General features: G+C 67.9%; 29 protein-coding genes and 1 tRNA gene. 27 read left to right on the top strand and 3 right to left on the bottom strand.

Annotated elements, in window-relative coordinates; translation table 11 throughout:
• Window positions 1-9: 9 nt before the first annotated feature.
• From hisD to ODI_RS01300, 13 genes are all read left to right on the top strand, one after another.
• Window positions 10-1,314, top strand: a complete 1,305-nt coding sequence (gene hisD, locus ODI_RS01360) for a histidinol dehydrogenase (protein ID WP_067753469.1) — start codon at window positions 10-12, stop codon at window positions 1,312-1,314.
• Complete coding sequence (hisC, locus tag ODI_RS01355) at window positions 1,311-2,468, top strand: histidinol-phosphate transaminase (RefSeq protein WP_082985295.1); 1,158 nt, start codon at window positions 1,311-1,313, stop codon at window positions 2,466-2,468. Before hisD ends, hisC begins: the two co-directional genes overlap by 4 nt.
• 13 nt (window positions 2,469-2,481) lie before the next feature.
• Entirely contained in the window at window positions 2,482-3,069 is a 588-nt protein-coding gene (hisB, locus tag ODI_RS01350; RefSeq protein WP_067753472.1) for an imidazoleglycerol-phosphate dehydratase HisB, read from the top strand.
• 40 nt (window positions 3,070-3,109) lie between these two features.
• The gene (locus ODI_RS01345; RefSeq protein WP_067753475.1) at window positions 3,110-3,790 is read left to right on the top strand and encodes an imidazole glycerol phosphate synthase subunit HisH; all 681 of its coding nucleotides are present in this window, start codon (window positions 3,110-3,112) and stop codon (window positions 3,788-3,790) included.
• A gap of 65 nt (window positions 3,791-3,855) precedes the next feature.
• A complete protein-coding gene (gene hisA, locus ODI_RS01340; protein WP_067753478.1) occupies window positions 3,856-4,596 on the top strand; it encodes a 1-(5-phosphoribosyl)-5-[(5-phosphoribosylamino)methylideneamino]imidazole-4-carboxamide isomerase in 741 nt (246 codons plus the stop codon).
• Window positions 4,596-5,375, top strand: coding sequence for an imidazole glycerol phosphate synthase subunit HisF (gene hisF, locus ODI_RS01335; RefSeq protein WP_067753481.1), 780 nt, complete (start codon window positions 4,596-4,598; stop codon window positions 5,373-5,375). Before hisA ends, hisF begins: the two co-directional genes overlap by 1 nt.
• Before the next feature lie 34 nt (window positions 5,376-5,409).
• Entirely contained in the window at window positions 5,410-5,814 is a 405-nt protein-coding gene (hisI, locus tag ODI_RS01330) for a phosphoribosyl-AMP cyclohydrolase (protein ID WP_067753484.1), read from the top strand.
• A gap of 29 nt (window positions 5,815-5,843) precedes the next feature.
• The gene (locus ODI_RS01325) at window positions 5,844-6,179 is read left to right on the top strand and encodes a phosphoribosyl-ATP diphosphatase (protein ID WP_067753642.1); all 336 of its coding nucleotides are present in this window, start codon (window positions 5,844-5,846) and stop codon (window positions 6,177-6,179) included.
• Window positions 6,180-6,205: 26 nt separating this feature from the next.
• Entirely contained in the window at window positions 6,206-6,574 is a 369-nt protein-coding gene (locus ODI_RS01320) for a histidine triad nucleotide-binding protein (protein ID WP_067753487.1), read from the top strand.
• A 16-nt stretch (window positions 6,575-6,590) separates the two neighbouring features.
• Window positions 6,591-6,830, top strand: a complete 240-nt coding sequence (tatA, locus tag ODI_RS01315) for a Sec-independent protein translocase subunit TatA (RefSeq protein WP_067753490.1) — start codon at window positions 6,591-6,593, stop codon at window positions 6,828-6,830.
• Window positions 6,831-6,929: 99 nt separating this feature from the next.
• Window positions 6,930-7,556 carry a Sec-independent protein translocase protein TatB gene (gene tatB, locus ODI_RS01310; RefSeq protein WP_067753493.1) on the top strand — a complete coding sequence of 209 codons (627 nt, stop codon included), beginning with the start codon at window positions 6,930-6,932 and terminating at the stop codon, window positions 7,554-7,556.
• The gene (gene tatC / locus ODI_RS01305; RefSeq protein ID WP_067753496.1) at window positions 7,553-8,326 is read left to right on the top strand and encodes a twin-arginine translocase subunit TatC; all 774 of its coding nucleotides are present in this window, start codon (window positions 7,553-7,555) and stop codon (window positions 8,324-8,326) included. The genes tatB and tatC overlap by 4 nt, the downstream gene beginning before the upstream one ends.
• Before the next feature lie 306 nt (window positions 8,327-8,632).
• A complete protein-coding gene (locus ODI_RS01300; RefSeq protein WP_067753499.1) occupies window positions 8,633-8,941 on the top strand; it encodes a helix-turn-helix transcriptional regulator in 309 nt (102 codons plus the stop codon).
• A 40-nt stretch (window positions 8,942-8,981) separates the two neighbouring features.
• On the opposite strand, the gene ODI_RS01295 is transcribed toward ODI_RS01300, so the two are convergent.
• Window positions 8,982-10,148 (bottom strand): trypsin-like peptidase domain-containing protein, encoded by a 1,167-nt coding sequence (locus tag ODI_RS01295; protein WP_067753502.1) that lies wholly within the window; start codon window positions 10,146-10,148, stop codon window positions 8,982-8,984.
• A gap of 22 nt (window positions 10,149-10,170) precedes the next feature.
• Here ODI_RS01295 and ODI_RS01290 point away from each other — a divergent pair, with 22 nt between their 5' ends.
• Window positions 10,171-10,947, top strand: a complete 777-nt coding sequence (locus ODI_RS01290; RefSeq protein WP_067753505.1) for a Nif3-like dinuclear metal center hexameric protein — start codon at window positions 10,171-10,173, stop codon at window positions 10,945-10,947.
• Between the two features lie 47 nt (window positions 10,948-10,994).
• On the opposite strand, the gene mscL is transcribed toward ODI_RS01290, so the two are convergent.
• A complete protein-coding gene (gene mscL, locus ODI_RS01285) occupies window positions 10,995-11,450 on the bottom strand; it encodes a large conductance mechanosensitive channel protein MscL (protein WP_067753508.1) in 456 nt (151 codons plus the stop codon).
• A 350-nt stretch (window positions 11,451-11,800) separates the two neighbouring features.
• Here mscL and petA point away from each other — a divergent pair, with 350 nt between their 5' ends.
• From petA to ODI_RS01245, 8 genes are all read left to right on the top strand, one after another.
• Window positions 11,801-12,442 (top strand): ubiquinol-cytochrome c reductase iron-sulfur subunit, encoded by a 642-nt coding sequence (petA, locus tag ODI_RS01280; RefSeq protein ID WP_067753511.1) that lies wholly within the window; start codon window positions 11,801-11,803, stop codon window positions 12,440-12,442.
• A gap of 71 nt (window positions 12,443-12,513) precedes the next feature.
• Window positions 12,514-13,899 (top strand): cytochrome b, encoded by a 1,386-nt coding sequence (locus ODI_RS01275; protein ID WP_067753514.1) that lies wholly within the window; start codon window positions 12,514-12,516, stop codon window positions 13,897-13,899.
• A gap of 22 nt (window positions 13,900-13,921) precedes the next feature.
• Window positions 13,922-14,773, top strand: a complete 852-nt coding sequence (locus ODI_RS01270) for a cytochrome c1 (protein WP_098020810.1) — start codon at window positions 13,922-13,924, stop codon at window positions 14,771-14,773.
• 105 nt (window positions 14,774-14,878) lie between these two features.
• Window positions 14,879-15,490, top strand: a complete 612-nt coding sequence (locus ODI_RS01265; RefSeq protein WP_067753517.1) for a glutathione S-transferase N-terminal domain-containing protein — start codon at window positions 14,879-14,881, stop codon at window positions 15,488-15,490.
• A 2-nt stretch (window positions 15,491-15,492) separates the two neighbouring features.
• Window positions 15,493-15,966, top strand: a complete 474-nt coding sequence (locus ODI_RS01260) for a ClpXP protease specificity-enhancing factor (RefSeq protein ID WP_067753519.1) — start codon at window positions 15,493-15,495, stop codon at window positions 15,964-15,966.
• A 58-nt stretch (window positions 15,967-16,024) separates the two neighbouring features.
• Window positions 16,025-16,100 (top strand) — tRNA-Thr (locus ODI_RS01255).
• A 191-nt stretch (window positions 16,101-16,291) separates the two neighbouring features.
• Window positions 16,292-16,570 carry a type II toxin-antitoxin system RelE/ParE family toxin gene (locus tag ODI_RS01250; RefSeq protein WP_067753524.1) on the top strand — a complete coding sequence of 93 codons (279 nt, stop codon included), beginning with the start codon at window positions 16,292-16,294 and terminating at the stop codon, window positions 16,568-16,570.
• Between the two features lie 9 nt (window positions 16,571-16,579).
• Window positions 16,580-16,858: a HigA family addiction module antitoxin gene (locus ODI_RS01245; RefSeq protein ID WP_067753526.1), complete on the top strand. Its 279-nt coding sequence runs from the start codon at window positions 16,580-16,582 to the stop codon at window positions 16,856-16,858.
• A gap of 154 nt (window positions 16,859-17,012) precedes the next feature.
• Here ODI_RS01245 and hpxZ read toward each other — a convergent pair whose 3' ends face one another.
• Window positions 17,013-17,387, bottom strand: coding sequence for an oxalurate catabolism protein HpxZ (hpxZ, locus tag ODI_RS01240; protein WP_067753528.1), 375 nt, complete (start codon window positions 17,385-17,387; stop codon window positions 17,013-17,015).
• Between the two features lie 176 nt (window positions 17,388-17,563).
• Between hpxZ and ODI_RS01235 the strand changes: the two genes are divergently transcribed.
• The 5 genes from ODI_RS01235 to ODI_RS01215 all read left to right on the top strand — a co-directional run bounded on the left by ODI_RS01235 (window position 17,564) and on the right by ODI_RS01215 (window position 23,792).
• The gene (locus ODI_RS01235) at window positions 17,564-18,961 is read left to right on the top strand and encodes a DUF2868 domain-containing protein (protein WP_067753530.1); all 1,398 of its coding nucleotides are present in this window, start codon (window positions 17,564-17,566) and stop codon (window positions 18,959-18,961) included.
• Window positions 18,954-20,396, top strand: coding sequence for a GTPase/DUF3482 domain-containing protein (locus ODI_RS01230; protein ID WP_067753533.1), 1,443 nt, complete (start codon window positions 18,954-18,956; stop codon window positions 20,394-20,396). The genes ODI_RS01235 and ODI_RS01230 overlap by 8 nt, the downstream gene beginning before the upstream one ends.
• A 299-nt stretch (window positions 20,397-20,695) precedes the next feature.
• Entirely contained in the window at window positions 20,696-22,183 is a 1,488-nt protein-coding gene (locus tag ODI_RS01225) for a DEAD/DEAH box helicase (protein ID WP_067753536.1), read from the top strand.
• A 124-nt stretch (window positions 22,184-22,307) separates the two neighbouring features.
• On the top strand, window positions 22,308-22,940 hold the full coding sequence (locus ODI_RS01220) for a LysE family transporter (RefSeq protein WP_067753539.1): 633 nt from the start codon (window positions 22,308-22,310) through the stop codon (window positions 22,938-22,940).
• A 159-nt stretch (window positions 22,941-23,099) separates the two neighbouring features.
• Window positions 23,100-23,792 carry a CsgG/HfaB family protein gene (locus ODI_RS01215; RefSeq protein ID WP_067753542.1) on the top strand — a complete coding sequence of 231 codons (693 nt, stop codon included), beginning with the start codon at window positions 23,100-23,102 and terminating at the stop codon, window positions 23,790-23,792.
• Window position 23,793 lies beyond the last annotated feature (1 nt).

The following is a 23,793-nucleotide window of genomic DNA, read 5'->3' as shown; positions in this document are numbered from 1 at the left end:
GATATCCCCATGGCTGCCCTCATCCAACGACTCGACGCCCGCGACGCGGGCTTTCGCGACGCGCTCACGCGCCTGCTCGCCTTCGACGCCTCGCAGGACGAATCCATCGACCGCGCCGCGGCCGGCATCCTGGCCGACGTCCGCCAGCGCGGCGACGCCGCGCTGCTCGAATACACCCAGCGCTATGACCGCGTGCAGGCCACCTCGATCGATGCGCTGGAAATCCCGCGCGCCGACTGGGAAGCCGCGCTGGCCGCGCTGCCGGCCCACCAGCGCAATGCCCTGGAAGCCGCCGCCGACCGCGTGCGCAGCTATCACGTGCACCAGCGCGCGGAAAGCTGGAGCTATACCGAGGCCGACGGCACCGTGCTGGGCCAGCAGATCACCCCGCTGGACCGCGTGGGCCTCTACGTGCCCGGCGGCAAGGCCGCCTATCCCTCGTCCGTGCTGATGAACGCCATCCCCGCCAAGGTCGCGGGCGTGCCGGAAGTCATCATGGTCACCCCGACGCCCGACGGCGTGCGCAATCCCATCGTGCTGGCCGCCGCGGCCATCGCCGGCGTGGACCGCGCGTTTGCCGTGGGCGGCGCCCAGGCCGTGGGCGCGCTGGCCTACGGCACCGCCACCCTGCCCGCCGTCGACAAGATCGTCGGCCCCGGCAACGCTTACGTCGCCGCCGCCAAGCGCCGCGTCTTCGGCACGGTCGGCATCGACATGATCGCCGGCCCCAGCGAGATCCTGATCATCTGCGACGGCAAGACGCCCGCCGACTGGATCGCCATGGATCTCTTCTCGCAGGCCGAGCACGACGAGCTGGCGCAGGCCATCCTGCTGTGCCCCGACGCGGCCTACCTCGACGAAGTGGAAGCCGCCATCGCGCGCCTGCTGCCCACCATGCCGCGCGCGGACATCATCCGCAAGAGCCTGGCAGACCGTGGCGCGCTCATCCTGGTGGCCAGCATCGACGAAGCCTGCGAGATCGCCAACCACATCGCGCCCGAGCACCTGGAGATCTCCACCGAAGACGCCGTGACGGTCGCCGCGCGCATCCGCCACGCGGGCGCCATCTTCCTGGGCCGCTACAGCTCCGAGTCGCTGGGCGACTACTGTGCCGGCCCCAATCACGTGCTGCCGACCTCGCGCACGGCGCGCTTCTCCTCGCCCCTGGGCGTCTACGACTTCCAGAAGCGCTCGAGCCTCATCCAGGTTTCGCATGCCGGCGCACAGACGCTGGGCCGCATCGCAGCCGACCTCGCCCATGGCGAAGGCCTGCAGGCCCATGCGGCCAGCGCCGAATACCGCCTCGACAAATGAGCCCTGCACGCACCGGGGGCCAGACGCCCCCCGGCGCACCGGGGGCTGACGGCCCTGCTTCCTCGCAACACGACGTCCGCGTCGCCGACCGCGTCGCGGCCACCGTGCGCGCCGACATCCGCGGCTTGCAGGCCTATCCCGTGGCACATGCCGAAGGCTGCATCAAGCTCGACGCGATGGAGTGCCCCTATCCGCTGCCGCCCGCGCTGCGGGACGCCGTGGCCGCCGCCATCGCCCACAGCGACCTGACGCGCTACCCGGGCGACAACGCCGCCTTGCGGGCCCGCGTGCGCCAGGCCTTCGACGTCCCCGAGGCCGCGGGCCTGGTGTTCGGCAACGGCTCCGACGAACTCATCCACCTGCTGGTTCAGGCCTGCTGCGCGCCCGGCGACGTCGTCCTGTCGCCCTGGCCCTCGTTCGTCTATTTCGACATGGCCGCGCGCTTCGATCACGCGCGCTTCGTGGGCGTGCCGCTCACGCCGGCCCTCGAACTCGACCTGCCCGCGCTGCTGGACGCGATCGCGCGCGAGCAGCCCAGGCTGGTGTTCCTGGCGCTGCCCAACAACCCGACCGGCGGCCTGTGGTCGGACGACGCGGTGCGCGCGGTGCTGGCCGCCGCCCCCGGCCTGGTCGTGGTGGACGAGGCCTACCAGCCCTTCGCGGGCCACACCTGGATGCCGGAAGTGCTGGCGCATCCCAACCTGGTGGTGCTGCGCACCGTGTCCAAGATCGGCCTGGCGGGCCTGCGCTTCGGCTACCTCGCCAGCCACCCCGCCTGGACCGCCGAACTGGACAAGGTCCGTCCCCCTTACAATATCGGCGTGCATACGCAGGCGGCGCTGGATGTGCTGCTCGCGCACAAGGATGTGCTGGACGACATGGCCGCGCGCCTGCGCGCCGACCGCGAGCCCCTGGCGCGCGCGCTGGCGGCGCTGCCCGGCGTCACCGTGTTCCCGTCGTCCGGCAACTTCCTGCTGCTGCGCACCGACCGTGGCGCCGATGCCGTGCAGGCCGCGCTGGCCGGGCGCCGCATCCTGGTGCGCAACGTATCCCGCTTCCATCCGCTGCTGACCGACTGCCTGCGCGTGTCGATCGGCGCGCCCGACGAAAACGCCGCCCTCCTGGCGGCCCTGACTGACATCCTCAGTGCCTGACCCGAGTCCCGACATGCGTACCGCAGAGATCAGCCGCAACACCAACGAGACCCGCATCCGCGTGGCCGTGAACCTGGACGGCACCGGCCGCCAGACCATCGACACCGGCGTCCCGTTCCTCGACCACATGCTCGACCAGATCGCGCGCCACGGTCTCATCGACCTGGACATCAAGGCCGAGGGCGACCTGCACATCGACGACCACCACACCGTGGAAGACGTCGGCATCACGCTGGGCATGGCCATCGCGCGCGCGGTGGGCGACAAGGCCGGCATCCGCCGCTACGGCCACGCCTACGTGCCGCTGGACGAAGCCCTCTCGCGCGTCGTGGTCGACTTCTCGGGCCGTCCCGGCCTGCAGTACCACGTGCCCTACACCCGCGCCCGCATCGGCAACTTCGACGTGGACCTCGCCCGCGAATTCTTCCAGGGCCTGGTCAACCACGCCCTCATCACGCTGCACGTCGACAACCTGCGCGGCGAGAACGCCCACCACCAGTGCGAGACCGTCTTCAAGGCCTGTGGCCGCGCGCTGCGCATGGCGCTGGAACGCGACGCGCGCAGCGAAGGCGTGATCCCCTCCACCAAGGGCGTGCTCTGAGCCCCGCCCTGTCCCTCACTTCCACACGCGAGCGCCTGACGTGACCACCATCGCCATCGTCGACTACGGCATGGGCAACTTCCACTCCGTGGCCCGTGCGCTGCGCCATGCCGCGCCCGATGCCGACATCCGCATCTGCAATACCGCGGCCCAGATCGACGCGGCGGACCGCGTGGTCTTCCCCGGCCAGGGCGCCATGCCCGACTGCATGCGCACGCTGGACGCCTCCGGCCTGCGCGACGCGGTGCTGCGCGCGGCCCGCAACAAGCCGCTGCTGGGCGTGTGCGTGGGCGAGCAGATGATGTTCGAGCGCAGCGAGGAAGGCGACACGCCCTGCCTCGCCCTTTTCCCGGGCGAAGTGCGCCGCTTCGCCGGCCCCGGCTTCGCCCAGGCGCTGGCGCCCGCCGACGCCTCGGCCGCCGTCGCCGCGCCCCCGCACGGCGACCTGCTCAAGGTGCCCCACATGGGCTGGAACCCGGTGCGCCAGACCCGCGCGCATGCGCTCTGGGCGGGCATTCCCGACGACACCCATTTCTATTTCGTGCACAGTTACTACGTCGTGCCGCGCGACGCCGCGCTGACAGTAGGTGAAACCCGCTATGGGCTTGCCTTTACGTCAGCGGTGGCCGACGCTAACATTTTCGCGGTGCAGTTCCACCCGGAGAAGAGCGCGGCCCACGGCTTGCGCCTGTACCGCAATTTTGTAGACTGGCAACCGTAAGCACGCCGCACGCGTGCCCCGGCCCTGTTTTCCACCCACGCCATACCAAAAGACCTGACACGACCATGCTGCTGATCCCCGCCATTGACCTCAAAGACGGGCGCTGCGTGCGCTTGCGCCAAGGCGATCTCGACGACGCCACGGTGTTCTCAGAAGATCCCGCCGCCATGGCCACCCATTGGCTCGAGCGCGGCGCGCGCCGCCTGCACCTGGTCGACCTGAACGGCGCCGTCGCGGGCAAGCCCAAGAACGAAGCGGTCATCCGCAGCATCGTCGACGCCGTGGGCGCCGAGATCCCGGTGCAGATCGGTGGCGGCATCCGCGACCTGGACACCATCGAGCGCTACCTCGACTTCGGCATCGCCTACGTCATCATCGGCACCGCCGCCGTGAAGAACCCCGGCTTCCTGCACGACGCCTGCGGCGCCTTCCCCGGCAGCATCATCGTGGGCCTGGACGCGCGCGACGGCAAGGTCGCCACCGACGGCTGGAGCAAGCTCACCGGCCACGACGTGCTCGACATGGCGCGCAAGTTCGAGGACTACGGCTGCGAGGCCATCATCTACACCGACATCGGCCGCGACGGCATGCTCTCGGGCGTGAACATCGAAGCCACCGTGCGCCTGGCCCAGCACGTCCGCATCCCCGTCATCGCCTCGGGCGGCATCGCCGACCTGAAGGACATCGACGCGCTGTGCGAAGTGGAAAGCGAAGGCGTCGAAGGCGCCATCCTGGGCCGCAGCATCTATGAAGGCACGCTCGATTTCGAAGCCGCGCAGACCCGTGCCGACGAGTTAGGCGCGTGATGAACGGCCTGACCCGGCGCATCATCCCCTGCCTGGACGTGACCGCCGGGCGCGTCGTCAAGGGCGTGAACTTCGTCAACCTGATGGACGCCGGCGACCCGGTGGAAATCGCCAAGCGCTACGACGACCAGGGCGCCGACGAACTCACCTTCCTCGACATCACCGCCACCAGCGACGGCCGCGACCTCATCCTCCCCATCATCGAGGAAGTGGCGTCGCAGGTCTTCATCCCGCTCACCGTGGGCGGCGGCGTGCGCCAGGTATCCGATGTGCAGCGCCTGCTCAATGCGGGCGCCGACAAGATCTCCATCAACAGCGCCGCCATCGCGCGGCCTGAACTGGTGCTCGACGCCGCGGCCTACCACGGCTCGCAGTGCATCGTGGTCGCCATCGACGCGCGCCGCGTCAGCGCCGACGGCGAAGCCGCCCGCTGGGAAGTCTTCACCCATGGCGGACGCCGGGCCACCGGCCTGGACGCCATCGAGTGGGCGCGCCGCATGGCCGCCTATGGCGCGGGCGAAATCCTGCTGACCAGCATGGACCGCGACGGCACCAAGTCGGGCTTCGACCTCGAACTCACGCGCCGCGTGGCCGAGGCCGTCCCCGTCCCCGTCATCGCATCGGGCGGCGTCGGCGGCTTGCAGCACCTGGCCGATGGCGTTACGCTGGGCCAGGCCAATGCAGTGCTGGCGGCCAGCATCTTCCACTACGGCCAGCACACGGTCGGCGAAGCCAAGCGCTTCATGGCCGGCCAGGGCATCCCCGTGCGCCTGGATTGAGCGGCCCCCGCCTGCGCGGCCCTACGGAACTCACATGACCCAACACCCCGACTGGATGGCCGACGTGGCCTTCGACAAGGACGGCCTCGTCCCCGCCATCGCCCAGGACGCCGAAAGCGGCCAGATCATGATGGTGGCCTGGATGAACGCCGAGGCGCTCGCCGAAACGGCCGCCACCCAGCGCGCCGTCTACTGGTCGCGCTCGCGCTCGCGTCTCTGGCGCAAGGGCGAGGAATCCGGCCACACGCAAACGGTGCACGAGTTGCGCCTGGACTGCGACGGCGACGTCGTGCTGCTGAAGATCACCCAGCATGGCGGCATCGCCTGCCACACGGGCCGGCCCAGCTGCTTCTATCGCCAGCTGCAGGGCGAAGGCGCGCAATCGGCCTGGCAGATCACCGACCCGGTCCTGAAAGACCCCGAACTCATCTATAAATGATGGGCGCCCCCCGCGCGCCCGGCACCGTCATGGCAGATTCCTCCGATATCCTCGCGCGCCTGGCCGACACGCTGGCCACGCGCCTGCCCGCCAACGGCGGCGACCCGCAAGGCTCCTACGTCGCCAAGCTGCTGGCCAAGGGTCCCGACGCCTTCCTGAAGAAGATCGGCGAGGAAGCCACCGAACTCGTCATGGCCGCCAAGGATGCGGCGCCTGACCGCGTGGTCGCCGAAACCGCGGACTTGTGGTTTCATTGCATGGTGGCCCTGACCCATTTCGGCCTGCGTCCCGAGGACGTGCTGGCCGAGTTGGCGCGCCGCGAGGGCCTGTCCGGCCTCGAGGAAAAGGCCCGCCGCGCGACCTGACCCACCGATATCCAGCGAGCATCGACGTGAGCGACACCTGTATCTTCTGCAAGATCGCCAAGGGGGACATCCCCGCCCGCAAGGTCCATGAAGACGAGGAATTCCTCGCCTTCCACGACATCAGCCCCGCCGCCCCCGTGCACCTGTTGTTGATTCCGCGCCACCACATCGTCTCCATGGCCGAGGTGACACAAAAAGATGCGGGTTGGTTGGGTAGAATGATGATTCTGGCCTCCCGGCTGGCCGAGGAAAACGGCTGCCGCCCCGGACCCGAAGGCGGTTTCCGCCTGGTGGCCAACGCCGGCGCGGACGGCGGCCAGGAAGTTCCGCACCTGCATTTCCACATTCTCGGCGGCGCGCGTCCCTGGCAGGGCCGCATGGCGTCGATTGCCTAATTCTCGGAGAACGCTCATGGGCAGCTTTAGCATCTGGCATTGGTTGATCGTCCTCCTCATCATTGCGCTGGTGTTCGGCACCAAGAAGCTGCGCAACGTCGGCTCCGACCTGGGCGGCGCCGTCAAGGGCTTCAAGGACGGCATGAAGGAAGCCAACAGCAGCGACACCCCCGAACAACAGGCCGCGCAACGCGTCGCCAATGGCGAAGCCATTGACGTCCAGGCCAAGGAAAAGTCGGCCTCGTCGCAGTCCTGATGCGCGCCGGCACCACGCCGCTGGCTCGCCCAGGCCTTACCCTGACGCCGCGCGGCGGCATGCCGCGCGCCATTTCTTCTTGCCTGCGCACCGATCTCAATGTTTGACGTCAGCTTCACCGAAATGCTGGTCATCGGCGTGATCGCGCTGATCGTGATCGGCCCGGAACGCCTGCCCAAGGTCGCCCGCACCGTCGGCCACCTGCTGGGCCGCGCCCAGCGCTACGTCAGCGACGTCAAGACCGACATCCGCCGCGAGATCGAACTCGACGAGCTGCGCAAGTTCAAGGACCAGATGCAGGACGCCGCCAGCAGCGTGCAAAGCTCGCTGCGCGACACCAGCGCCTCGCTGCGCGCGCCGCTCGACGACCTGTCCCGCTCCTTCTCGGAAACCGGCGACGCCCTCAGGAAAGACATGGAAGGCACGTCGGACACGCAAGCCGACCCGCAGGCCATCCAGGCGCCCGAAGACGTGCCGCCGCTCACCACGCCGCCCGGCACGCCCGAAGACACCGACACGCCGCCGTCTTCCGTGGCAGGCGGCGCCAGCGAACTCCCCGAGCCCGTCCGGGCCCCGGCCACCGCCCAGGCACAGCCCATGGCGCCTGCGCCGGTCACCCCGCTGCCGCCCAGCCCCGAACCCGCAAGCGCCGCGGAGTGGGCCGAGGCCGATTCCGCCCGGCAAGCGCGCGCCACCCCCCAGACCCCTAACGGCAGCCCCACGTGAGCCAGGAAGATCTCCCTCAGGACACGTTCATCTCGCACCTGGTCGAGCTGCGTTCGCGCGTGCTCAAGGCCGCTGGCGCCGTCCTGGGCGTCTTCGTGGTGCTGTTCATGTATCCGGGGCCTTCGGCCATCTATGACCTGCTGGCCCAGCCCATGCTGGCCTCGCTGCCCGACGGCACGCGCATGATCGCCACGGGCGTCATCACGCCCTTCATGGTGCCCGTCAAGGTCACCATGCTGGCCGCCTTCGTGCTATCGCTGCCCGTGGTGCTGTACCAGGCCTGGGCCTTCGTGGCGCCCGGCCTCTACCGGCATGAAAAGCGCCTGGCCATGCCGCTCATCATCTCCAGCTCGGCGCTGTTCCTGCTGGGCATGGCGTTCTGCTATTTCTTCGTCTTCAAGACGGTCTTCCACTTCATCGCCACCTTCGCGCCGCAGTCCATCACGCCGGCGCCGGACATCGAGGCCTACCTGAACTTCGTCATGACGATGTTCCTGGCCTTCGGCATCACGTTCGAAGTCCCCATCGTGGTGATCGTGCTGGTCATCACGGGGGTCGTCACGGTCGCGCAACTGCGGGCCGCGCGTGGCTACGTCATCGTCGGCGCCTTCATCATCGCGGCGGTCGTCACCCCCCCCGACGTCGTCAGCCAGTTCATGCTGGCCGTGCCGCTGTGCCTGCTGTTCGAGGTCGGCCTGCTCATTGCCCGCATGATCAAGAAACCGGCACCCGCCAGCAGCGACGACAGCGCGCTGACCGAGCGCACCTGATCCCCCAGCCCCCCGGGGCCGGGTGCCTTCCCTTTTCCCCCTGCTGCGTCCTGGCGATCTTCGCGAGGGCGCAGCACCACGTCCGGCGTGCGCGCTCGCGCTTCCTGATGTCTGGCTGATGTTTACTCCTGCTGGCCGCAATGCCTTGCCCGGCAAGGCATTGCGGGAAACACAAGCGCCCGGCACAAGGCCCGCAGGCCCGAAAAGCGTCAAACTGCACGCGGCGTGCAACGCTCCTCTCACCTTCCCTGCCAGGCCGTGCCCGCCAGAATTCCCGGCAAGATCAAGGTTTCAGGAATCGCGCCCGTGCTTTCCCATCGCTTGAAAGAGGCCCGGCAACGGCTCGGTGTCTCGCAGGAAAAACTTGGCCAGCTGGCCGGCATCGACGCGGCCTCGGCCAGTGCACGCATGAACCAGTACGAACGGGGCAAGCACACACCGGATTTCTCGCTGATGCGCAGGCTGGCCCCCATCCTGCAGTTGCCGGTGCCCTGGTTCTATACGCCCGACGACGACATGGCCGACCTGCTGGAGGCCTATCACCACATGCAGGCGCCTGACCAGGCCTACCTGCTGGACCTGGCGCGCAAGCTGCGCCGCCGGCCGCGCGACTAGCGTGCTGCCCCGTGAGTTGCCCAGCTTGCGGGACAGCACGCTAGCCGCCAGGCTTGCCCGGCCGCATGCCCACGACCACGGGCACTTCCAGGGCCTTCCCGCCGCGGCGGACATGCACGATGACCTCCGACTTCGGCGGCAAGGCCGCGATCAGCGCCAGCAACGACGTGGTGTCGCGCACCGGCTGCTCACCGATGGCCTCCACGATGTCACCGGTACGCAGGCCCGCCTTGCCGGCAGGTCCCTCGCGCAGCACGCCGGCGATGATGACCCCTCCGGGCCGCGCCAGCCCGAAAGCTCGGGCCAGATCGGCGGTGATGTCCTGGGGTTCGACGCCCAGCCAGCCGCGCACCACCGCGCCGTGCTCGACGATCTGCTCCATCACCCGCAGCGCGGCCTGTGCCGGAATGGCAAAGCCGATGCCCACCGACCCACCCGACTGCGAATAGATCGCCGTGTTGATGCCGATCAGCCGGCCCTGGTGGTCGATCAGCGCGCCGCCGGAGTTGCCGGGATTGATCGCGGCGTCGGTCTGGATGAAGTTCTCATACGGATTGATGCCCAGCCGGTTGCGGCCCAGCGCCGAGACGATGCCCATGGTGGTCGTCTGGCCCACGCCGAAAGGATTGCCGATGGCCAGCGCCACGTCGCCCACCTGCAGCTGCGTCGCGTCGCCCAGCGTCATCACGGGCAGGTCGGACAGCGCGATCTTCAGCACGGCCAGGTCCGTTTCAGGGTCGGCGCCCACCACCTTGGCGGCGGTCTGCCTGCCATCGGCCAGCGCCACCTCGACCGACTCGGCGGCCTTCACCACGTGATAGTTGGTCAGCACATAGCCCGATGCGCTGACGATCACGCCCGAGCCCAGGCTGGTGCTTTCCTCGCGCCGGCTCAGGCCCGGCACCTTGCCCAGCAGGTCGCGCAGCACCGGATCGTCGTCGGGCAGCGGCACCAGCGGCACGGACACGGTCTTGCTGGTGAAGACGTTCACCACCGACGGCGCGGCACGCGCCACGGCCTGCGAAAACGACACGCCGGGCACCAGGCCGCTCGCCGCGGGCACGCCATTGGGCGCAGCCGCCGGCGCGGGCGCGGCCCCCCCATTGCCGTTCAGCCGCAGCCAGTCCGGGCGCAGGGTCGTCACCACGAATAGAATGGCCAGACTCACCGTGACGGTCTGGGCGAAGATCAGCCAGTATCGACGCATGTTTCGGAAAGGCGGCAAGAAAATGAATCAGGTAAGCACTCGCGAACTCTCTGCATGGCTGGACGATGTCCTGCAAGTCGCGCGTTTCAAGGACTACTGTCCCAATGGCCAGCAGGTCGAAGGCAAGCCCGTCGTGAAGCACATTATCGCTGGCGTCACCGCCAGCGAGGCGCTGCTGCGCGAAGCCATCGCGCGCGGCGCCGACGCCGTGCTCGTGCACCACGGCTGGTTCTGGAAGAACGAAGACCCGCGGGTGCGCGGCACGCGCCGCACGCGGCTGGCGCTTGCACTCGCCCACGCGCTGAACCTCTACGCGTATCACCTGCCGCTGGATGCCCACCCCGACTGGGGCAACAACGCGCAGCTGGCACGCGTGCTGGGCCTGGAGCCGGAACGGACCGACACCGGCGCGCCCCGCAACTGCGGACCCGACAACCTCATCTGGACCGGCACCGCGCCCGGCCTGCGCACGCTTGGCGAATTCGCCGAACAGGTGCAGGCCCGCCTGGGCCGCAAGCCGCTGGTGGTGGGCGATGCCCGCCAGCCCCTGGACCGCATCGCCTGGTGCACGGGCGGCGCGCAAGGCTTCATGCAGGCCGCGCTGGATGCCGGCGCCACCGTCTACCTGACCGGCGAAGCCTCGGAACCCAACACGCACCTGGCCCGCGAGACCGGCACCGCCTTCATTGGCGCCGGCCATCACGCCACCGAGCGCTATGGCGTGCAGGCACTGGGCGAAGCCATCGCGGCGCGTTTCGGCATCCGCGTGGACTTCATCGACATCGACAACCCCGTCTGAGGCGGGCCGCCAGCCAGGCTGGCGCGCCTTGCCCCCAGGGTACCGGATCAACGCTTCAGCAGGTCGCGAATCTCGCGCAGCAGCGCCACGTCCTCGGGAGGAGGCGTAGGCGCGGCGGGCGCTGCCGGCTCGGCTTCCTGCTTGCGGCGCGCGGCGTTCACGGCCTTGACCATCCAGAAGATCACGAAGGCCAGCAGGATGAAGTTGATCAGGATGGTGATGAAGTTGCCCCACGCGAACACGATGGCGCCCGCCTGGGTCAGTTCGGCGTAGGTCTGCGGACCGGTATAGCCCTCGGGCGCGCGCAGCACCAGGAACTTGTTGCTGAAGTCCACGGAACCGCCGAGGACGAAGTTCACCAAGGGCATGACCACGTCTTTCACCAGCGAGTCGACGATCTTGCCGAAAGCCGCGCCGATGATCACACCGACCGCGAGGTCGATGACATTGCCCTTGGTTGCGAAATCGCGAAACTCCTTGAGAATACCGCCTGCTTTACTCATTCTGGCCCCCAACAATTGCCGCCCGACAGTGGGCTGGCGCTATAATAAGGGGTTACTAGGAGACAAAAGCGCGGGAGACACCGCTGCTCACAAATCCTGGCTAGTATCAGTAGAAAAACAGCACTAGGTAAAAACCAGTAGAAATTCGCGCGTGTCTTGATGATGCGCAAGCGACGCGGCTGTATCCCGCGGCATTATTCCAGGCAAGGTCCGGTCACTCCGCCGCAAGCGGACGGTCTTTGCGCCGACGGGCTGCTCTCTGGCCATCCGTCGCCCCCTCGGGGCGACAGCCAGTCCGGGAGCGGCACGGAGGTGGTGTTCTACCGCCGGGCACAACACAGGATGGGAAGATGAGTCAGGATACGATTGTTGTCGACGACGATGGCGCGGTGGCACCCAATTTGCCCCCGGATCCCTCGCGGCGATTCTGGATAGGCGCGACCTGTGCGGTCGGCGGTGTCGCAGGCGCGGCAACCGCCCTACCGTTCGTCAGCACCTTCGCGCCGTCCGAGCGCGCCAAGGCTGCGGGCGCGCCCGTCGAAGTGGATATCGGCGACCTGGCTCCCGGCCAGATGCGCACGGTCGAATGGCGGGGCAAACCCGTCTGGATCATCCGCCGCACCGACGAACAGCTCGCGGCCCTGAAGGGCCTGGACAGCCAGATGGCCGACCCAGCGTCGGAACGCCCCGGCTACACCCCCGAGTACGCCAAGAACGAATACCGCTCGCGCAAGCCCGACGTGCTCGTCACGGTCGGCATCTGCACGCACCTGGGCTGTTCGCCCACGCCGCGCTTCGCGATGGGCGCGCAGCCCAGCCTGCCCTCCGACTGGGCCGGCGGTTTCATCTGCCCCTGCCACGGCTCGACCTTCGACATGGCAGGCCGCGTCTACAAGAACAAACCCGCGCCCGACAACCTCGAGGTGCCGCCCTATCAGTACCTGAGCGACACCCGGATCATCGTCGGGGTTGACGAGGACAACAAGGCCTGAGGCTCGCGGCCTCGCCTTGCTGAATCCGTCAATCACATCACGCGACTACAGAACGTAGAAGGAGCCATCACATGGCTGGCGACAAAATCGTCGAGACGACAGGTCTCTTGGGCTGGGTAGACCGGCGCTTCCCGGCAAGCACGCTGTGGAAAGCCCATCTTTCCGAGTACTACGCGCCCAAGAACTTCAATTTCTGGTATTTCTTCGGCTCCCTGGCCCTGCTGGTCCTGGTGCTGCAGATCGTGACCGGCATCTTCCTGGTCATGCACTACAAGCCGGACGCCGCCCGCGCGTTCGAATCCGTCGAATACATCATGCGCGAGGTCCCGTGGGGCTGGCTGGTGCGCTACATGCACTCGACCGGCGCCTCGATGTTCTTCGTCGTGGTCTATCTCCACATGCTGCGGGGCCTCTTCTACGGCTCCTACCGCAAGCCGCGCGAGCTGGTGTGGATCTTCGGCGTGGCCATCTTCCTGTGCCTGATGGCCGAGGCCTTCTTCGGCTACCTGCTGCCCTGGGGCCAGATGTCCTACTGGGGCGCGCAGGTGATCGTGAACCTGTTCTCCGCCATCCCCTACATCGGCCCCGAGCTGTCCATCTGGATCCGCGGCGACTACGTCGTGTCCGATGCCACGCTCAACCGCTTCTTCTCCTTCCACGTCATTGCCATCCCGCTGGTGCTGGTGGGCCTGGTCGCGGCGCACCTGGTGGCGCTGCACGAGGTCGGCTCGAACAACCCCGACGGCGTGGAAATCAAGAAGTACAAGGACCGCCATGGCCGTCCGCTCGACGGCATTCCCTTCCACCCCTTCTACACGGTGCACGACATCGTGGGCGTGGCGGGCTTCCTCATCGTCTTCGCGGCCATCGTGTTCTTCGCGCCGGAAATGGGCGGCTACTTCCTGGAGTACAACAACTTCCTGCCGGCAGACCCGCTGAAGACCCCGCCGCACATCGCGCCGGTCTGGTACTTCACGCCGTTCTACTCGATGCTGCGCGCCACCACCGACGAGTTCACCTGGGTGCTGGCCGGCTTCTGCGTGCTGGGCGCCATCGGGCTCTACCTGAAGGGCGGCCTGAAGGGCGTCCTGCGCATCGCCGTGCCGGTCGTGCTGATCGGCGTGGCCGTCCTGCTGCGTGCCATCGACGCCAAGTTCTGGGGCGTCGTGGCCATGGGCGGCGCGGTCGTGATCCTGTTCTTCCTGCCCTGGCTGGACCACAGCCCGGTCAAGTCGATCCGCTACCGTCCGGGCTGGCACAAGTGGCTGTACGCCATCTTCCTCATCAACTTCGTGATCCTGGGCTACCTCGGTACGCAGGCGCCCACCGACGTGTTCAACCTGATGTCGCAGGTCGGCACCGTGATCTACCTGGGCTTCTTCCTGCTGATGCCCGTGTGGAGCCGCCTCGGGACCTTCAAGCCGGTCCCCGACCGCGTCACCTTCCATGCCCACTGAGCCGGCCACAGGAATCAACGGAATGAGCATGATCAAGAAGCTGCTGGGTGCCTTCGCACTGACGCTCTCCTGCACGGCCGCCCTGGCGGCCGGCGGGGACTTCCCGCTGGAGCGCGCGCCCAAGAACATCAATGACATGGCCTCGCTGCAGAACGGCGCGAAGCTCTTCGTCAACTACTGTCTGAACTGTCATAGCGCGAACTCCATGCGCTACAACAAGCTGGCCGACATCGGGCTCACGGACGACCAGATCCGCGACAACCTGCTGTTCACCGGCGAGAAGATCGGCGACCTGATGCACATCGCCATGACGCCGCAGGACGCCAAGAAGTGGTTCGGCACGACGCCGCCCGACCTCTCGGTCATCGCGCGCGCCAAGTCGATCAACGCCGGCCCCTCGGGCGCCGACTACCTCTACACCTACCTGCGCACCTTCTACCGCGACGCCAGCAAGGCCTCGGGCTGGGACAACCTCGTGTTCCCCAGCGTCGGCATGCCGCACGTCATGTGGGCGCAGCAAGGCCCGCGCGAACTCACCCGCACCGAAGTCCACAAGGTGGCCAAGGACGGCGCCGAAGGCTGGGAGCGCGTGAAGACCACCTACGACGCCCAGGGCTTCGTCAGCGTCGAGAAGGAACCGCTGGCCAACTACACCGGCCATGGCTCGGTCGAGAACCGCTTCAAGGCCCTGGATCCGGCTGCCGCGCGCCAGTTCGACCAGGACGTCGCGGACCTGACCAACTTCATGGCCTGGATGGCCGAGCCGGTCAAGCGCCAGCGCCAGCAGCTGGGCGTCTGGGTGCTGCTTTTCCTGGGCGTTTTCTTCGTGGTTGCATGGCGTTTGAATGCTTCCTACTGGAAACACGTAAAATAACTGTCTACGCCGCGTCGGACCCCTCGGTCCGGCGTCCGGGGCCAGTGCCTGCGACACCCGCCGGCACTGGCCTTTCGCTTTGATATCAAGGATGGAATCCCCGCCATGATGGTGCTCTATTCCGGAACCACGTGCCCGTTCTCGCAACGCTGCCGGTTCGTGTTGTTCGAAAAAGGCATGGACTTCGAAATCCGTGACATAGACCTCTACAACAAGCCCGAGGACATCTCGGTGATGAACCCGTACGGCCAGGTCCCCATCCTGGTCGAGCGCGATCTCGTCCTGTACGAGTCGAACATCATCAACGAGTACATCGACGAGCGCTTCCCGCACCCGCAGCTCATGCCGGCCGACCCCGTCATGCGCGCCCGCACGCGCCTGTTCCTGTACAACTTCGAGAAGGAACTCTTCTCGCACGTCTCGGTGCTGGAAGACCGTTCCAACCGCCCCGACGAGAAGAAGCTGGCCGCCGCCCGCGCCGCGATCCGCGACCGCCTGGCCCAGCTCGCCCCCATGCTCATCAAGAGCAAGTTCATGCTGGGCGAAGAGTTCTCGATGCTGGACGTCGCCGTGGCCCCGCTGCTGTGGCGCCTGGACCACTACGGCATCGAACTGCCGAAGAACGCGGCGCCCATCCAGAAGTACGCCGAGCGCATCTTCTCGCGCCCGGCCTACATCGAAGCGCTGACCCCGTCCGAAAAAGTCATGCGGCGTTGAGGATGGGCGAAACGTCGACCAAGCCGTACCTGATCCGTGCCCTGCATGAGTGGTGCACGGACAACGGCTACACGCCTTATGTCGTGGTCAAGACCGATGCCCGCACCCGGGTGCCGCTGGCGCACGTGCAGGACGGCCAGATCACGTTGAACATCGGCACGCTGGCCACCAACCAGCTGACGCTGGGCAACGAGTTCATCGAGTTCCAGGCCCGCTTCGGCGGCGTCACCGAGCACGTATCGGTGCCGATCTACGCCGTTTCCGCCATTTATGCGCGCGAAACCGGCGCCGGCATGGGCTTCGAAGTCGAACCGCCCGCGGACGACGAACTGCCCGAAGGCCTGGCCCCCGATCAGGCTGGCGACACGTCGGCGGTGCAGTCCGTCCCGGCCGATCCGGCCGCGCCGGACACCGACGACGACCCGTCAGGCCCCGACGACGAGCCCAAGCGCCCGCGTCTCACGATCGTCAAGTAATATCCGTGGCGGCCGGCTTCCCGGCCCCACCCCCGCCGCCCTTCCCCAGGGCGGCTTTGCCGGTGTAGCTCAGTTGGTAGAGCAGCGCACTTGTAATGCGAAGGTCGAGGGTTCGATTCCTTTCACCGGCACCACTGTAGTGTCCATTGAAGTCCAGGACCGCACACCAAACCCGCACCAGTGCTAGCGCTGCGGGTTTTTATTGTCCATAGCAGTCCCGAGAAGTCTATTGCCAGATGCCGACACCTGACGGTGTTTTGACGGTATGTCGCCAATTTGGCATTTCAGCATTGCCGTCACGTAAACAAAGTGTTTACAATGAAGCATGATCTTGTCATTCCAGCACCGAGGCCTGAGACGATTCTTCGACACAGGTAGCGTGGCGGGCATCCAACCCCATCATGCCGACAAGCTGCGGGAACTACTGACCGCGCTGAATGCCGCTAGTGCCCCTGCCGACTTGGCCCGCCCAAGCTGGCGTTATCACATGCTGACCGGCAAGCAAAAGGGCTTTGCGTCACTGACGGTCAACGGCAATTGGCGCCTCATCTTCCGCTGGCATGGACAAGACGTAGAGCTACTGGATTATCTGGACTATCACTAGGAGGGCACCATGCACATGCACAATCCCGCCCATCCGGGCGAAATCCTCGCAGGCTGGCTGGCCGACCTGGGCACCAGCATCACCGCCTTTGCTGCGCATATCGGCCTGTCCCGTGTGTTGGTCTCCAGGATCTTGCACGCCAAGGCGGGTATTACCGCCGACACGGATCTGCGTCTATCCGATGCGCTGGGCACCACACCCGGCTATTGGCTGCGGATACAGGGTCAATACGACCTGTGGCAAGCAAGCCAGAATGACAGGCCGGTGATCGAGCGACTTGCGGCATAGGGCCGCAGCGCCCGCTGCCTGACGGTAGTTTTGTCGGTATCTGACGTTGCCGGGAGCCGCAAAGCCAGCACTTACGCGGCTTACCTGCAACAGTCCGATTCCTTTCACCGGCACCAGCCCCACTCCCCTACGATCAACGCGCCGCGTGCATGCCTCACCCCATGCTGCTCACATGCGCCGACACCACCCGCCACCCCTCGGGCATCCTGACCCAGGTCTGCGTCTGCCGCCCCACCTTCTCCACGCCTTCCCTTCGAAACTCCAGGTGCGCCGTCGCCATGTCGCGGCCAAACGTCGTGATCTGCGTCTTCACGATGCTGCGATCCAGCCCCTTCGATGGCCGCGCGGCGCGGAACGCCTGGATCTCCGCATAGCCGTATAGCTGCTCGGTCGCGCCGTAGCGCACCGTCTGTGCCGCATTCCAGAACAGTTCGTCCAGCACAGCCACGTCGTTGCCGGTCAACGCGGCTTCGTAACGCATGAATTGCTGCCGCACTTCTTCCAGCACGGCCGGGTTGTTGATTTCCATTTTCTGGTTCCTGTTATGTGTGTCCGGGCGGGGCTGCTTGCCCGGTTTTCCCCATCCAGGAATGTACCCACATGTGACCCCACGGGACCAGGGGCGCGGGCGCGTCTAAAATTGCCGTCTTTCGCGCCGGCCCGATACACGACGGCGTGCATCCCATTCCTGAGACCTGTGCCGTCTTGAGCAATCATCGCCCCACCCTGACCCGCTATTGGCTGGCCGAAACCCTGCGGCTGCGCGAAGCGCATTGGGGACCGCTGGAGGACGGCGATGCCGTCCGGCAGGCGCGGGCGCAGGGCGGCTCGCTGCGCGACCGCATGCTGGCGCGCGCCGACATCCTGGCCGAAGACAGCGGCCTGGCGCGCACGGTGGCCGACTGGCGGCGAGGCAGCCTGCTGGCGCTGCTCGTCCTGCTGGCGCTGACCCTGCTGGGCGGCGCGGCGGCGGCCATGGGCGCGCTGGGCGGCGGCGAGCGGCCCGTGAACGTGATCTGGGCGCTGGGCGCCCTGCTGGGCCTGCATGTCCTGACCTTCCTGCTGTGGCCCATCGGCCTGCTGCTGCGCAGCGACGGCGCCTGGCTGGGCCAGGCGTGGCTGTGGGCGTCCAGGAAGCTTGCGCGCGGCCCGGATGCGGCGCTGGCGCCACAGGCCTTCATGACGCTGCTGGCGCGCCACGGCGGGCTGCGCTGGTGGCTGGGCGCCATCACGCACGGCGCGTGGCTGCTGGGCCTGTCGGCGATGCTGGGCACGCTGCTGGCGGCGCTGTCCGCGCGCCGCTATACCTTCGCCTGGGAAACGACCATCCTGTCGCCCGAGACCTTCGTGTCGCTGACCGAAGCGCTGGGCTGGCTGCCGGCCAGGCTGGGTTTCCCGGTGCCCGACGCGCAGGCCATCCTGGCCAGCGACGGCATGCAGGCCGTGCCCGCCGCGGTGCAGGCGCAGTGGTCGGGTTGGCTGGTGGGCGCGCTGCTGGCCTATGGCGTTGCCCCGCGCGCGCTGGCGCTGTTGCTCTGCCTGGTCCAGGTGCTGCGCGTGCGCGCCCGCCTGTCGCTGGATCCGGCGCTGCCCGGCCTGGCGGGCCTGCGCGACCGCCTGCAGCCCCCCACCGAGTCCCTGGGCGTGGACGCCGCCGCGGGCGAGCCCACGCTGCCCCGCCATGCGCCCCGCCCCACGCAACCCGAGGACGCCTGCAACGGCCCGACGCTCGTCGGCATCGAGCTGCCCCCCGACCTGCCGTGGCCGCAACTGCCGCCGGGCATGGTGGACGCCGGCATCATCGACACGCGCGAGCAACGCCACGCCCTGCTGGAGCGCCTGACCCGCAATCCGCCGACGCGGCTGCTGCTGGTGTGCGATGCGCGCCAGACGCCGGATCGCGGCACCCTGCGGCTGGTGGTGTCGCTGTCGGGCCTCGCGCCGCGCACGCGCGTCTGGCTGCGCGCCAGCGATCGCGCCGAGGACGCCCGCGTGCAAGGCTGGAAGAAACAGTTGCAGGAAGCCGGCCTGCCCGACGATGACGTGACACGGGATGGCCACGCCGCGCTGAACTGGCTGCTGAAGGGAGACAGCCATGAGTGACCACGCCACGTCCCTGCTGAAACTGGCGGTGGTGGGCCACACCAACACCGGCAAGACATCGCTGCTGCGCACGCTGACGCGCAACCCGGGCTTCGGCGTGGTGGCCGACGAGCCGGGTACGACCCGCCACGTGGAAGGCGCGCGCCTGATGGTGCAGGGCGAACCCACGCTGGCGCTCTATGACACCCCTGGCCTGGAAGACGGCATGGGGCTGCGCGATTACCTGGAACAGTTGCCACGCCCCGCCTCCGGCCGGCTGGACGGCCCGGGCCGCATCACGCGTTTCCTCGACACGCCCGAAGCGCGCGGCCGCTATGAACAGGAAGCCCGCGTCCTGGCCAAGCTGCTGGACTGCGACGCGGCGCTGTACGTGATCGACGCCCGCGATCCGGTGCTGGGCAAGCATCGCGACGAACTGGCGCTGCTGGCCGATTGCGGCCGGCCCATCCTGCCCGTGCTGAATTTCGTGAACAGCGACAACCGCCGCACGCCGGAATGGCGCGCCGCGCTGGCGCGGCTGGGCCTGCATGCCCTGGTGGAGTTCGACACCGTGGCCCCCGCGCTGGATGGCGAGCAGCAGTTGTATGCGCGCCTGGGCATGCTGCTGGACCAGGATCGCCACGCGGCGCTGGAACGGCTGGTCCACGACCTGGACACGCAACGCAAGGAACGCCGGCGCGCTGCCTTGCGCGCCGTGTCGGAACTGCTGATCGACGCGGCGGCGCTGAAGGTCACCTGCGAAGGCACCGAGGAGGCCGCCCAGGCGGCCGTGCAGGCGCTGCAGACGCGCGTGCGCCAACGCGAACAGGCCTGCGTGACCGCGCTGCTGTCGCTCTACAACTTCCGCGCCAGCGACTACGCGGCCAACGAGCTGCCGCTGACGGGCAATCGCTGGGGCATGGATCTCTTCAACCCGCAGGCCCTGCGGGACATGGGCATCCAACTCGGCAAGGGCGCGGCAGCGGGCGCCATGGCAGGTGCCGCGGTGGACGTGATGACCGGCGGCCTGAGCCTGGGCGCGGGCACGCTGGCCGGCGCCGCGGCAGGCGGCCTGTGGCAGGGCGGCGAGCGTTGGGGCAAGCGCATCCTCAGCCGCCTGCGCGGCTGGCAGGCCATCAGCGTGGGAGACGACGTGCTGCGCCTGCTGGCGGTGCGGCAATGCCTGCTGGCCGATGCCCTGGAACGGCGCGGCCATGCCGCCCGTGCCCCGGTGAAGCTGGACGCGGCCACGGGCGCGGACTCGCTGCGCCGCGGCCCATTGCCCTCGCCCCTGCGCGATGCGCGCGGCCAGCCGCACTGGTCGGCCTGCGGCGACGACTACCAGCCGGGTGCCGGGCGCGAGCGAGCCATCGCGCTGCTGGCGCAGGCGCTGCTCGAAGAGCGCGATGCGGCCAAGCATCGCGTGTCCGCCGAGCGGGAAGCCGAAAGGCGCTGAACCGGGAAACCGCCTCGTCCCGCGGCGGCATTTGTCTCCCTCGCTGTTAACCGCCAGTGACACCTGCAACACACCTCGGGGCCACTGCCATCAAAAAGCAACACCCGCTCGGGTACAATGGCGTTACTTCGTGCCCAGCCAATCGGCACGAACGTCAACCGAAAGCCGCCTGACGCCTTGGCGCGCGGCGCCCAGCCTGGCCTTCCTGCCAAGCCTCCCGGTTTTCCCCCCACTCCCCTTGCATCGACCTGGATTGGAGTCTCTCTTCCCGAGCGACAGGCCGATGGCTGGAGCATTTCTTGTCTACCCAGATTACCTTCGCCGACCTCGCGCTGGCCGAGCCGCTGTTGCGCGCCATCAATGAAGCCGGCTACACGTCGCCCACCCCCATCCAGGCCCAGGCCATTCCGCAGGTCCTGGAAGGCGGCGACCTGCTGGCCGCCGCCCAGACCGGCACCGGCAAGACGGCAGGCTTCACCCTGCCCATCCTGCACCTGCTGCTGTCGCGCCCGCTCACCGGCCAACGCGCCGGCCGCCCGCGCGTGCTGATCCTGACTCCCACCCGCGAATTGACCGCCCAGGTGGAAGAGTCGGTGAAGACCTACGGCAAGCACACCCCCATCCGCTCGATGGTCATGTTCGGCGGCGTGAACATCAACCCGCAGATCACCGCGTTGAAGAAGCCCCTGGACATCCTGGTGGCCACGCCCGGCCGCCTGCTGGACCACATGGGCCAGCGCACCATCGACCTGTCGGGCGTGGAGATCCTGGTGCTGGACGAGGCCGACCGCATGCTGGACATGGGCTTCATCCGCGACATCCGCAAGGTGCTGGCCGTGCTGCCCAAGCAACGCCAGAACCTGCTGTTCTCGGCCACGTTCTCGGAAGAGATCCGCACGCTGGCGCGCGGCGTCCTGAACAACCCCGGCGAAGTCTCGGTCACGCCGCGCAACACCGCCTCGGAGCGCGTGCAGCAAAGCGTGCACCTGGTGGACCAGGTCCACAAGCGCGACCTCGTCAGCCACATCATCCGCGAAAGCGGCTGGCACCAGGTGCTGGTCTTCACGCGCACCAAGCACGGCGCCAACCGCCTGGCTGAAAAACTGGTGAAGGACGGCCTCTCGGCCGCCGCCATCCACGGCAACAAGAGCCAGGCCGCGCGCACGCGTGCGCTGGACGGCTTCAAGCAGGGCAAGGTCGCCGTGCTGGTCGCCACCGACATCGCCGCGCGCGGCATCGACATCGACCAGCTGCCGCAAGTGGTGAACTTCGAGCTGCCCAACGTGCCCGAGGATTACGTGCACCGTATCGGCCGTACCGGCCGCGCCGGCGCCACGGGCTCGGCCGTGTCGCTGGTCGACCCCAGCGAAATCAAGCTGCTGCGCGCCATCGAGAACCTGATCCGCAAGCCCATCGAGCGCATCGCCGTCGAAGGCTGGGTGCCGCCCGTGCGCTCCGCCGCCCAGATCGCCGAAGACGCGCGCGATGCCGAGCGTGAAACCGACACCCGCTTCAGCCGAGGCGGTGGCGGTGGCCGCGGCGGCCAGCGCAACGGCCAACGTAGCGGCCCGGGCAAGCCCGCGGGCGCCGGCGGCGGTGCCCGCCAGGGCCAGGGCCAAGGCCGCCCCGGTGGCGGTTACGCCAACGCGCGCGGCCCGGCAGGGTCGGGCGCGAGCCGCGGCAGCGGCGCTGGCGCGGCCTCGGGCGACCGTCGCCACGGCAGCGGCCAGGGCACCCCGCGCCCTGCCGGCGCGCCGGCCCGCCGTCCCGCGCTGCTGTCGAAATAACCCTGTCCGCCCTCGCGGCGGATTGGCCGGCCGGGGCGTTTTGCCTTGGCGACGGCGCGGCGGCACAATGGATGCCGCCCCCCGATCCCCGCCCCGGCGGGGATCTTCGCTTCCAAGGCCCATCATGACGCTCACCACCTGGCTCGCTTTCTTTGCCGCTTCCTGGGCCATCTCGTTCTCGCCCGGCGCGGGCGCCATCTCGGCCATGTCCTGCGGACTGCGCTATGGCTTCGCGCGCGGCTACTGGAACACCCTGGGCCTGATCCTGGGCATCATGGCGCAGGTGGCCATCGTGGGCATCGGCCTGGGCGCGCTGCTGGCCACCTCCGAACTGGCCTTCGCCGTGGTCAAGTGGCTGGGCGTGGCGTACCTGATCTACCTGGGCGTGAAGCAATTCCGCGCCAATGCCGCGCCCGTCACCGACGTGCAGCCCGGCGGCCCGCTGACCGCCTCCATCCGCGAGCTGGTGCTGCGGGGCTTCCTGATCAACATCAGCAATCCCAAGGGCACGGTGTTCCTGCTGGCCGTGGTGCCGCAGTTCATCAATCCCGCCAACCCCGTCACGCCGCAATACCTCATCATCGCCGGCACGCTGGCCTTCACCGACCTGGTCGCCATGGCGATCTACACCGTGCTGGCGGCCAAGGTGCTGCGCCTCTTGCGCAACCCGGTCCACATCCGCTGGATGAACCGCGGTTTCGGCGCGATGTTCGTCGCCGCCGGCGCCTTCCTCGCCACGTTCCGCCGTTCGGCCTGAGCCCCCGCCCTCCCGGCTTCGATACGACTTTGGTCGCAGCCTTCAGGGGGTGCGACGGTATCCATTCGTCTCAAACTTCAAAACACATGTAAACTTTTGTCGCGTTAAGTTACGTAAGTTTCCCGCCTTTGGCGCTTTTTCGGCTTTTTTCACGCGACTATGCAAACCCGTCCCAATTTCCTGAGCCTGCTCGTGCTGGCTGGCGCCGTCACCCTTGCCGGGTGCGCCACTGAACAATCCCGCAGCGTTGCCGTGGCGACCACCTCGGCGGCCACCTCCGCGCAAAGCGCCCCCTACCAAGGCCCCAAGAGCGCCCTGTCGGTGGGCAAGTTCGACAACCGCTCCAGCTACCTGCGCGGCATGTTCTCGGACGGCGTGGATCGCCTTGGCGGCCAGGCCAAGACCATCCTGATCACCCACCTGCAGCAGACCGGCCGCTTCACCGTGCTGGATCGCGCCAACATGCAGGAAATCCAGCAGGAAGCCGCCATCGCCAAGACCCAGCAGGCCTTGAAGGGCGCCAACTACGTCGTGACGGGCGACGTGACCGAATTCGGCCGCAAGGACGTGGGCGACCGCCAGCTCTTCGGCATCCTGGGACGTGGCAAGTCGCAGGTCGCCTATGCCAAGGTCGCGCTGAACATCGTCAACGTCCAGACCTCGGAAGTCGTCTACTCGGCCGCCGGCGCGGGCGAGTACAGCCTGTCGAACCGCGAGATCGTGGGCTTCGGCGGCACCGCGGGCTATGACTCGACGCTCAACGGCAAGGTGCTGGACCTGGCCATCCGCGAAGCCGTGGACAAGCTGGTGGCCGGCGTGGAATCGGGCGCCTGGCGTCCGGGCCAGCAATGAA

The sequence above is a fragment of the Orrella dioscoreae genome, from assembly GCF_900089455.2.
Lineage (GTDB): Bacteria > Pseudomonadota > Gammaproteobacteria > Burkholderiales > Burkholderiaceae_B > Orrella > Orrella dioscoreae.
This window is presented reverse-complemented; position numbering and strand designations above follow the sequence as displayed.

Bases quoted from the DNA above. Each gene is read 5' to 3' on its own strand.
- hisF (WP_067753481.1), top strand. From the start codon at position 4,596: ATGAACGGCCTGACCCGGCGCATCATCCCCTGCCTGGACGTGACCGCC.
- ODI_RS01295 (WP_067753502.1), bottom strand. From the start codon at position 10,148: ATGCGTCGATACTGGCTGATCTTCGCCCAGACCGTCACGGTGAGTCTG.
- ODI_RS01230 (WP_067753533.1), top strand. From the start codon at position 18,954: ATGAGTGACCACGCCACGTCCCTGCTGAAACTGGCGGTGGTGGGCCAC.
- tatB (WP_067753493.1), top strand. From the start codon at position 6,930: ATGTTTGACGTCAGCTTCACCGAAATGCTGGTCATCGGCGTGATCGCG.
- hisI (WP_067753484.1), top strand. From the start codon at position 5,410: ATGACCCAACACCCCGACTGGATGGCCGACGTGGCCTTCGACAAGGAC.
- ODI_RS01290 (WP_067753505.1), top strand. From the start codon at position 10,171: ATGAATCAGGTAAGCACTCGCGAACTCTCTGCATGGCTGGACGATGTC.
- ODI_RS01260 (WP_067753519.1), top strand. From the start codon at position 15,493: ATGGGCGAAACGTCGACCAAGCCGTACCTGATCCGTGCCCTGCATGAG.
- hisB (WP_067753472.1), top strand. From the start codon at position 2,482: ATGCGTACCGCAGAGATCAGCCGCAACACCAACGAGACCCGCATCCGC.
- tatA (WP_067753490.1), top strand. From the start codon at position 6,591: ATGGGCAGCTTTAGCATCTGGCATTGGTTGATCGTCCTCCTCATCATT.
- ODI_RS01275 (WP_067753514.1), top strand. From the start codon at position 12,514: ATGGCTGGCGACAAAATCGTCGAGACGACAGGTCTCTTGGGCTGGGTA.
- hisD (WP_067753469.1), top strand. From the start codon at position 10: ATGGCTGCCCTCATCCAACGACTCGACGCCCGCGACGCGGGCTTTCGC.
- petA (WP_067753511.1), top strand. From the start codon at position 11,801: ATGAGTCAGGATACGATTGTTGTCGACGACGATGGCGCGGTGGCACCC.
- ODI_RS01215 (WP_067753542.1), top strand. From the start codon at position 23,100: ATGCAAACCCGTCCCAATTTCCTGAGCCTGCTCGTGCTGGCTGGCGCC.
- hpxZ (WP_067753528.1), bottom strand. From the start codon at position 17,387: ATGGAAATCAACAACCCGGCCGTGCTGGAAGAAGTGCGGCAGCAATTC.
- ODI_RS01265 (WP_067753517.1), top strand. From the start codon at position 14,879: ATGATGGTGCTCTATTCCGGAACCACGTGCCCGTTCTCGCAACGCTGC.
- mscL (WP_067753508.1), bottom strand. From the start codon at position 11,450: ATGAGTAAAGCAGGCGGTATTCTCAAGGAGTTTCGCGATTTCGCAACC.
- ODI_RS01245 (WP_067753526.1), top strand. From the start codon at position 16,580: ATGCACATGCACAATCCCGCCCATCCGGGCGAAATCCTCGCAGGCTGG.
- hisC (WP_082985295.1), top strand. From the start codon at position 1,311: ATGAGCCCTGCACGCACCGGGGGCCAGACGCCCCCCGGCGCACCGGGG.
- ODI_RS01270 (WP_098020810.1), top strand. From the start codon at position 13,922: ATGAGCATGATCAAGAAGCTGCTGGGTGCCTTCGCACTGACGCTCTCC.
- ODI_RS01220 (WP_067753539.1), top strand. From the start codon at position 22,308: ATGACGCTCACCACCTGGCTCGCTTTCTTTGCCGCTTCCTGGGCCATC.
- ODI_RS01250 (WP_067753524.1), top strand. From the start codon at position 16,292: ATGATCTTGTCATTCCAGCACCGAGGCCTGAGACGATTCTTCGACACA.
- hisA (WP_067753478.1), top strand. From the start codon at position 3,856: ATGCTGCTGATCCCCGCCATTGACCTCAAAGACGGGCGCTGCGTGCGC.
- ODI_RS01325 (WP_067753642.1), top strand. From the start codon at position 5,844: ATGGCAGATTCCTCCGATATCCTCGCGCGCCTGGCCGACACGCTGGCC.